The sequence below is a fragment of the Klebsiella sp. Ech2A genome (genome assembly GCF_030078455.1).
Lineage (GTDB): Bacteria > Pseudomonadota > Gammaproteobacteria > Enterobacterales > Enterobacteriaceae > Klebsiella > Klebsiella terrigena.
The window spans coordinates 1-6,080 of sequence record NZ_JAQGFU010000237.1; the positions used below are offsets into that span (position 1 = coordinate 1).

Consider the following 6,080-nt stretch of genomic DNA (forward strand, 5'->3'; position numbering starts at 1 on the left):
GCGGGCGCTGGGGACCGTTGAGCTGGGATTTTATGCCGCAGAGCGGCTGTTTGCCGGCTATGCGCGGCCGCTGACGCTGCTGAACCTGGCGCTAGTGCCGCAGCTGGTGATGCATCGCCGCTCTGACGATCAGATTGCCCGCCGGCTGCAGATCTCCGGCCATACGCAGTATATGAATGAAATCACGCTGCTGCGTCACGCCATGCAGCAGGGGCAGGGCTGGGGATTTTTGGCCGATCACCTTCAGGCGCAGCGCTGGGATGGGGTGAGTAAAATCGACACCGAGGTCGGCAGTCAGGGGCTGAACGTCACGATGGTGATGCTCTGGCAGCCGGGCATGAACAAACACCAGGATCTGAAGACGGTTATCGATTTAGCGCCGGCCCTGTGGGCGCAAAGCACATAACAAAACGCCCCGGACCTTGCGGACCGGGGCGCTTCATACAACAACTGCTATCGGCTATTAAGCGCGAACGAAGTCGATGTGAGACAGTTTTGGCTTGAACGGGTGACGCTGAACAGCCTGAACCTTAACTTTCTCTTCTTTGCCATCGATAACGATGGTCAGAACTTCACCGTAGAACTCAGCTTTGCTCTGAATGTTCCACACTTTGTCCTGGTCCAGCTCAATAGCTACCGGAGCAGCTTCGCCGCCATAAATGATGGCCGGGAATTTGTTAGCTGCACGCAGGCGGCGGCTCGCACCCTTACCCTGCTCTTTACGTACTTCTGCGTCGATAGTAAACATTGATGTCTCTCTATATTTAAATCCTGCTACAGGCGACCCAGCAGCAGGCAGATGATCTGCTTTGCGAATGCAAAAGCGGGCGGCATTATAGCCGCCTGAGATTATTACGGCAATCAAAACCTCAGTCTCAATGCCGATTAGCGCAGTTCGTTGGCCCGGCGGAAGCGTCCCTGGTAGTCGAACATTTTCTCCCGCACCTGCCAGTATTGCCCCTTCATGCGGGCGACGACAAAGTCCGGATGGCGCAGCAGCGCCCGCTGAGCAAGGATATCGGCGGCGGTTATCCAGCGCAGCGGCACGCCGGGCGTGCGGGGGTGTGGGCGAATAAACAGCTGTTCAAACGCGGTGCGCTGGGCGGGCGTCTGCAGGCGGAAGCGCTCGCTGACGTCGGCGCCGTCTTCATCGTAGTAGGTAATTTTCAGCCACGGGCCTTTATCGTCGGCGCCGTGCTGCAGATCCATGCCGCTGCAGCGCAGCACCAGCGCGTCCTTAAGCTTCAGCGCCGCCTTCAGCATATCATCGGGATCGACGAGGATCGTGTCGCACTCGCGGCAGCGGCGGGCGGCGATATCGTTCTCCGCATTACACTGCGGGCAGTTCTTAAAGCGAAAACGAAAGCCGCACTGCTCGCGATGGCCGTCATCATCCTCGAACCAGCCCTGACAGCGGCGGCCAAAATGTTCGATCAGCGTGCCGTCGGCGGTGGTTTTGCCCCAGAAGGTATTGGCAAAACCGCAGGCCGGGCAGAAGACCTGCACCGGCACGTTGTCGCTCTTACCTTTAGGCGTCCCGACTTCGGGCGCGTAAAGGTCGTGCGGGTTACCGGCATAGTCGAGGATCAGGCAGTCGGTTTTTCCCGGCGCCAGGCGCAGGCCGCGACCGACGATCTGCTGGTAGAGGCTGACCGACTCGGTCGGGCGCAGAATGGCGATGAGATCGACATGCGGGGCATCAAAGCCGGTGGTCAGCACCGCCACGTTGACCAGATAGCGGTATTGCTGGGCTTTAAACGATTCAATAATGCGGTCGCGCTGCGGGCCCGGCGTTTCGCCGGTAATCACTTCGGCCTCGCCTGCGGGCAGCAGACCGGTGATTTCCCGCGCGTGCTCCACCGTGGAGGCGAAAATCATCACCCCTTTTCGCGTCTGGGCAAACTCAACAATCTGGCTGACGATATGCGGCGTAATGCGCTGCTGTTTTTTCAGCTCGTGATTGAGTTCGGCCTCGCTGAACAGGCCGTTGCTCTGCGCCTGAAGGCGGCTGAAATCGTACTGCACTACCGGCATATCGAGCCGCTCCGGCGGCGTCAGATAGCCGTGTTTAATCATGTAGCGCAGCGGCAGTTCATAGATGCAGTCGCGAAACAGCGCCTTCTCGTCGCCGCGCACCATGCCATGATAATGGAACTGATAAATCCAGCCCTTGCCGAGGCGAAACGGCGTGGCGGTGAGCCCAAGCAGGCGCAGCTGCGGATTGACCTGCCGCAGGTGGGTGATAATTTGCTGGTACTGGCTATCGTCGTCATCGCTGATGCGGTGGCACTCATCGACGATCAGCAGCGAAAACTCCCCCTGGAACTGCTCGAGATTGCGGGCAACCGACTGCACGCTGCCGAAAACCACCTTACCGTGGCTCTCTTTCCGCTTCAGCCCTGCGGCAAAAATATCGGCTTCCAGCCCAAGGGCAAGATATTTAGCGTGGTTTTGCGCCACCAGCTCTTTGACGTGCGCCAGAACCAGCACGCGTCCGCGGGCGAGGCGCGCCAGTTCGGCAATGACCAGGCTTTTGCCTGCCCCGGTTGGCAGGACGATAGCGGCGGGCTCATGGTGGCGACGAAACCAGGCTAAGGTGGCATCGACCGCCTCTTTTTGGTAGGGGCGTAGTGTAAAATTCATGGCTTCACAGGCGTTAATTAACTCGCAAATAGTATGCCACGAATCTTTTCCCTTGAGTGGCGTTAAGAGCCCGTTATACTAGCCAATGAATTTCTTCTTTTTCGGGCGCTTGCCCGCTCCAGCATTATTACAGGCTAAAAAAATCTCATGCGACTTGATAAGTTTATCGCTCAGCAACTTGGCGTCAGTAGGGCTATTGCCGGACGTGAAATCCGCAGCAGCCGCGTTCTGGTGGATGGTGAAATCGTGAAAGACGCTTCGTTCAAGCTCCAGCCGGAGCATGACGTTGAGTATGACGGTAATACGCTTACCCAGCAGAATGGCCCGCGCTACTTTATGCTTAACAAGCCGCAGGGTTACGTCTGTTCTACCGACGATCCGGATCACCCCACGGTGCTCTATTTTCTTGACGTGCCGGTGGCGCACAAGCTGCATGCCGCAGGGCGTCTGGATATCGACACCACCGGCCTGGTGCTGATGACCGACGACGGCCAGTGGTCGCACCGTATCACCTCTCCGCGCCACCACTGCGAAAAGACCTATCTGGTGACGCTGGAAAACCCGGTCGCTGAAAACACCGCAGAGCAGTTCGCGCAGGGCGTTCAGCTACACAATGAAAAAGAGCTGACCCGGCCGGCGGTTCTCGAAGTCATTACCCCGACGGAAGTCCGGCTGACCATCAGCGAAGGGCGCTACCATCAGGTTAAGCGGATGTTTGCCGCCGTGGGCAACCACGTTGTCGGCCTGCATCGTGAACGAATCGGCGCGATCGCCATGGACGACTCTCTGGCGCCCGGCGAGTATCGCCCGCTGACGGAAGAAGAGATTGCCAGCGTTGGCGTTCAGCATGCGCGGAGTAAAACGTGACGGCAAAGCAGAATTCTTCCCTGGGGATTGTGTTTATTCTTGGCCTGCTGGCCATGCTTATGCCGCTGTCGATCGATATGTATCTCCCGGCTCTGCCGGTGATCTCGGCGCAGTTTAACGTGCCGGACGGCAGCGCGCAGATGACGCTCAGTACCTATATTCTGGGCTTTGCTTTTGGCCAGCTGCTGTACGGCCCGATGGCAGACAGCATCGGCCGTAAGCCGGTTATCCTCGGGGGGACGCTGATTTTTGCCGCCGCCGCGGTGGCCTGCGCGCTGTCGCAGACCATCGAAATGCTGATCACCATGCGCTTCTTCCACGGCCTCGCGGCGGCGGCGGCGAGCGTGGTGATTAACGCCCTGATGCGCGATATTTATCCGAAAGAAGAGTTTTCGCGGATGATGTCGTTCGTGATGCTGGTCACCACCATCGCTCCGCTGGTCGCGCCGATGGTGGGCGGGGCGGTGCTGGTGTGGTTCAGCTGGCATGCGATATTCTGGATCCTTGCGGTGGCGGCGCTGCTGGCTTCGGCAATGATCGCGTTCTTCATTAGCGAGACTCTGCCGCCGGAGCGGCGGCAGAAGTTCCACATTCGCACGACCCTCGGCAACTTTGCCATCCTGTTCCGCCACAAGCGCGTGCTGAGCTATATGCTGGCGAGCGGCTTCAGCTTTGCCGGGATGTTCTCATTTCTTAGCGCCGGCCCGTTTGTTTACATCAAGATTAACCACGTCTCGCCGCAGCACTTCGGCTACTATTTTGCGCTCAACGTGGCCTTCCTGTTCGTCATGACCATGATAAACAGCCGCTTCGTCCGGCGGATTGGGGCGCTGAATATGTTCCGCGCCGGGCTGTGGATCCAGTTCGCGATGGCCGTGTGGATGGTGGTCTGCGCGCTGTTTGATGTCGGCTTCTGGGCGCTGGTGTTCGGCGTGGCCGCGTTTATCGGCTGCGTGTCGATGGTCTCCTCGAACGCGATGGCGGTCATTCTCGATGAGTTCCCGCATATGGCCGGGACGGCCTCTTCGCTGGCGGGAACCTTCCGCTTCGGCATCGGCGCGATTGTCGGGGCGCTGCTGTCGATGGCAACCTTCACCACCGCCTGGCCGATGCTGATCTCTATCGCGTTCTGCGCCAGCAGCTCCATTCTCTTCTACCTCTACGCCAGCCGGCGGCGAAAAGTCGCGCTTTGAATCGCATTTAAGGGGGCTAATTCAGCCCCTTTTTTGATGCATATCAACCGCGGCGGGCTTCGTTATTCTGCTATTTGTTTCTTTTATGTAAAATCAATTAGTGTAAAAAGTCGCAATGTTGCGATAAAAAAGTTGTTTTGGATCACAGAAACGGGTACATATAGCCCCGATCGGTTCCGCAGCGAAACTATAAGGTTCTGGATAATAAGCGGTTAACCCTGGCACACGCCGGTGTAAACGTTTTCCACGCTGGTACAGGACTATTTGTCAACAATGTGTTAATATTGATGTAAATTTATTGTGAAGCATTTGCTTCCGGGGAAAACCAGGTGAATACACAACAACTCTCTATCGTACACCGACTGCCGCAAAGCTATCGCTGGCTGGCCGGTTTTGCGGGTTCAAGAGTTGAACCGATTCCGCAAAACGGCGCGCAGAGCGAGAATAGCCTCGTGGCGCTGAAATTACTCAGCCCGGACGGCGAGAAAGCGTGGCCGGTAATGCATAAGCTTAGCCAGGCGCTCAGCGACATCGAAGTCGACTGCTCCATCGTTGAGTGTGAAGGGGAGCCGTGCCTGTTCGTCAACATGCAGGATGAGTTTGCCGCCACCTGTCGGCTGAAAAATTTCGGCGTAGCCATTGCCGAACCCTTCTCCGGTAACAACCCGTTCTGACCGTCAGCTCAGCGCCAGCAGCTGGCGGGTATACTCCTGCTGCGGAGCGGTAAATACGCGCTCGCACTCTCCCTGTTCGACCACCTCTCCTTGCCGCAGAACCATCACCTGATGGCATAGCGTTCGCACGACGCGCAGATCGTGGCTGATAAAAATATAGGCCAGCTGGTGCTTTTGCTGTAAAGCTTTCAGCAAGGCTAAGATTTGCGCCTGTACGGTCTTATCCAGAGAAGAGGTCGGCTCATCCAGGACGATAAGCTGAGGCTTAACGATCAGCGCCCGGGCGATGGCGATACGCTGCCGCTGGCCGCCGGAAAACTCGGCCGGGTAGCGCAGGCGCGTTTGCGGGTCCAGCCCCACCTCCTGCATCACCTGAATAACCGCCTGCTCGCGCCCGGCGGCCGCGAGCGTCGGCTGGTGGACGCGCAGCCCTTCCTCAATAATTTGCAAAACGTTTAGCCGCGGGTTCAGCGACGAGTTCGGATCCTGAAACACGACCTGCATCCGGCGGCGCAGCGGCAGCATCTGCCGACGGCTGCGGCCCTGCAGCGTTTGGCCATCAAAGGCAATGGTCCCCTCGGAGGCAATCAGGCGCAGTAGCGCCAGCCCGGTGGTGCTTTTGCCGGAACCCGATTCGCCCACCAGGCCCAGGGTTTCCCCCGCGCGTAGCTGAAAGCTCAGGGAGTTAACCACCCGATTATGC

6 protein-coding genes and 1 pseudogene are annotated in these 6,080 nt (G+C 58.1%); 4 read left to right on the plus strand and 3 right to left on the minus strand.

Annotated features, from left to right (window positions below; all coding sequences use genetic code 11):
- Positions 1-406 (plus strand): annotated as a pseudogene (locus PFH44_RS24110) (LysR family transcriptional regulator); the annotation flags it as partial.
- Between the two features lie 57 nt (positions 407-463).
- On the opposite strand, the gene rplY reads toward PFH44_RS24110, so the two are convergent.
- Together rplY and PFH44_RS24120 are read right to left on the minus strand one after the other, a co-directional pair.
- Positions 464-748 carry a 50S ribosomal protein L25 gene (rplY, locus tag PFH44_RS24115; RefSeq protein ID WP_045855925.1) on the minus strand — a complete coding sequence of 95 codons (285 nt, stop codon included), beginning with the start codon at positions 746-748 and terminating at the stop codon, positions 464-466.
- Positions 749-885: 137 nt separating this feature from the next.
- Positions 886-2,643, minus strand: coding sequence for a DEAD/DEAH box helicase (locus PFH44_RS24120; RefSeq protein WP_283826395.1), 1,758 nt, complete (start codon positions 2,641-2,643; stop codon positions 886-888).
- Positions 2,644-2,790: 147 nt separating this feature from the next.
- Between PFH44_RS24120 and rsuA the strand changes: the two genes are divergently transcribed.
- The 3 genes from rsuA to PFH44_RS24135 all read left to right on the plus strand — a co-directional run bounded on the left by rsuA (position 2,791) and on the right by PFH44_RS24135 (position 5,377).
- A complete protein-coding gene (gene rsuA / locus PFH44_RS24125) occupies positions 2,791-3,510 on the plus strand; it encodes a 16S rRNA pseudouridine(516) synthase RsuA (protein WP_045855922.1) in 720 nt (239 codons plus the stop codon).
- Positions 3,507-4,703 carry a Bcr/CflA family multidrug efflux MFS transporter gene (locus PFH44_RS24130; RefSeq protein ID WP_283826396.1) on the plus strand — a complete coding sequence of 399 codons (1,197 nt, stop codon included), beginning with the start codon at positions 3,507-3,509 and terminating at the stop codon, positions 4,701-4,703. The genes rsuA and PFH44_RS24130 overlap by 4 nt, the downstream gene beginning before the upstream one ends.
- A gap of 329 nt (positions 4,704-5,032) precedes the next feature.
- Positions 5,033-5,377, plus strand: a complete 345-nt coding sequence (locus PFH44_RS24135) for a YejG family protein (protein WP_041147706.1) — start codon at positions 5,033-5,035, stop codon at positions 5,375-5,377.
- A gap of 3 nt (positions 5,378-5,380) precedes the next feature.
- Here the strand turns inward: PFH44_RS24135 and PFH44_RS24140 are convergent.
- On the minus strand, positions 5,381-6,080 hold a 700-nt coding region (locus tag PFH44_RS24140; protein ID WP_283826397.1), incomplete at its 5' end, for an ATP-binding cassette domain-containing protein.